Genomic DNA, 1,448 nt, shown 5'->3' with positions numbered 1-1,448 from the left:
GGTCGTGTCGCAAAGTCCTCTAGAATTCAGTAGTAACTGACTCCCCTGAGCAAGGGGACGCCTCTGGTGTCCACCCGAGGTGTCCCATGCACGCCACAATCGACGTGCGGTTGACCGTTAGCATCGATGACGACAAAACGATACCGCTGGCCACGCTTGCCGAGTTCATTACCGACCAAAACATCGAATCGGTCCTTCTCGAAGGACTCATCGAAAGCCTCGACGCGGGCCGCGTCGAGGCGCTCTGTGGCGAAAAACACGCTCACGGCAACGGCGAAAACCGGTTCCAACGAGCCGGTACTGATACTCGCACAGCCGTCACAACTGCCGGTGAACACGAGTTCGACCTTCATTACGTCAAAGACACAGCTGCTGATCACGACGAATCCAGTTACTTCCGGCCCGTCGAAGACGTTCTCGGCTTCGACGGCCAAAACCGCTATCAGCAGGACATCGCCGCCCAAAGCGTCGACCTCGCTACCTCACTCAGTTATCGTGATGCGGCAGATCACGGCGACGGCATCTTCGAGAGGATGCCGTCGCCGACCACCATCAACCGTCGCACCAAAGAATACGGCACCAAACTCAAGCAGTTTCTTCCCGACTGTGTCGCTGACACCGACGCTGACGCCGTTATTCCTGACGGCACGCACTGTTACAGCCAAGACGAAGACCGATCGTACCACTCTGTCCAAGCCACGCTTGGCGAAAACACCGCCAAGGATTCACGCTCTCTGCTCGATCTCTCGGTCAACGCTGACTGGGACGAGACAGCCGCCGAGCTCGAAGACATCGGTGCAGTCACTGACGACGCGACGGTCGTCAGTGACGGCGATAGTGGCATTGTCACAGCCTTTACCGACGAACACAGCGATCACCAACTCGATCTCGTCCACGTTGGCCGAACGCTTGACTACAACCTGTGGGACGACGGTGTCTTTTCGTTGGATCGGCGTAACCAGATCGTTTCGGAAGTAATTGAAGAAGTGTTCCATCTGAAGAACTCGGTCATCAAGCATCGGCCAGACGAGGAGTTCGCGGTGATCCGCGAGCGGATCACGCGAACGACCGAGCGTATCGAGAAGACAGCGTGGCAGTTGGATCAGTACGGGTCGGAGAAGGCGGCGAGGTATCTTCGGCGGTGGCTGCCGTCGATAGTGACGTTTGCCAAGCAGGCCATCGAGGGGTTCGAGGTGCCATGGACCTCGAACCCCGTCGAACGACTGATGGGCGAAGTCAGCAAGCGATGCAAGAATCAGTGGATGCGCTGGACGAAGGAAGGATTAGAGGCAATACTCCAGCTTCGGTTGGTGAAATACGCCGATCCACCTTACTATCAGTCGTTCCTCGACGAACTGCTCCAGCGACCGACCAAAACAGCAATGAACTGTGACCTCTCAATTGAGAGCACCAGAGGCAAACTCTAGACCGCTTTGCGACACGACCAA

1 protein-coding gene is annotated in these 1,448 nt (G+C 56.8%); it reads left to right on the top strand.

Translation table 11 applies throughout. The features are described from left to right. Window positions 1-86 precede the first annotated feature (86 nt). A complete protein-coding gene (locus KM295_RS16745) occupies window positions 87-1,427 on the top strand; it encodes an ISH6 family transposase (RefSeq protein WP_256031516.1) in 1,341 nt (446 codons plus the stop codon). Window positions 1,428-1,448: the final 21 nt, after the last annotated feature.

The organism is Natronomonas aquatica (assembly GCF_024449025.1).
GTDB lineage: Archaea > Halobacteriota > Halobacteria > Halobacteriales > Haloarculaceae > Natronomonas > Natronomonas aquatica.
Note: the sequence above shows the minus strand (reverse complement) of the source record. Positions and strands in the feature narration are given on the sequence as shown.

Coding starts and splice junctions, on each gene's coding strand:
- KM295_RS16745 (WP_256031516.1), top strand. CDS start 87: ATGCACGCCACAATCGACGTGCGGTTGACCGTTAGCATCGATGACGAC.